The 731-nt window shown below is 36.1% G+C and carries 1 protein-coding gene; it reads left to right on the plus strand.

Features of this window, described 5'->3' with window-relative positions; genetic code table 11:
• Positions 1–165 precede the first annotated feature (165 nt).
• Positions 166–624, plus strand: coding sequence for a hypothetical protein (locus LGT40_RS00305; protein ID WP_226069663.1), 459 nt, complete (start codon positions 166–168; stop codon positions 622–624).
• The last annotated feature ends 107 nt before the right edge of the window (positions 625–731 follow it).

Here is a 731-nt window from a genome sequence, read left to right on the forward strand (position 1 = left end):
CAACCAGGTCGAGCAATTGTTGCCCTGGAATATTGATCTTGGACAATCAGCCGTCAGCGAGGCTGTCTAGGGTGTAACGCGTCAACGCTTACAAAACATCAAGGATTTCAGCTTCACTTACTTTTTGGACATATTTGTTTCTTTTTTAAGCTTGGCGCGAGAGATATGCAGCAAATTTTCGAAACAGTGAAAAACGCTATTTACATCTCAGAAAAGAAAATTCATTTTGTTTATCTCATGCTGGTCGCTTGTATGTGTCACAAGTACTCAGACCAAAAAAACTTGGTCTTAAGCTCTAACTATAACGATAGGGAGCAGTTTAAAACCTTTATCGCTAATGGAATAAAAGATAAAACTCTCATAGAGCCAAACACTAAATATAAGTATTTGGATGGATCATCAGAGGTCGCGACCAATATAACTTTACGGAATTTATTTGACATCTACTTAGCATGTATAGGAGTTGATTTTGATCTCCGTAATAAAACAGTTTCAATTGAAATCGACATTATTGAGCAATTGATTGAGGATAATAAAACCCCAAATATGAGAGCCACCAGGGATTTAACCTTAGAAAAATATATTGATTTAGTCCTTAGAGCAGGTAAGTATCATAGCCTTTGAATTTAGTACTGGGTTTCCCACAATTTAACGGACACTTTTCATAAGCAAAAGGAAAAGTAGAAGATGAATCAAATGGGAACACGCAGAAAATACACCGATGAATTTAA

Origin of the sequence: Methylophaga pinxianii (genome assembly GCF_020447225.1) — a bacterium.
In the GTDB taxonomy this organism is placed as follows: Bacteria; Pseudomonadota; Gammaproteobacteria; order Nitrosococcales; family Methylophagaceae; genus Methylophaga; species Methylophaga pinxianii.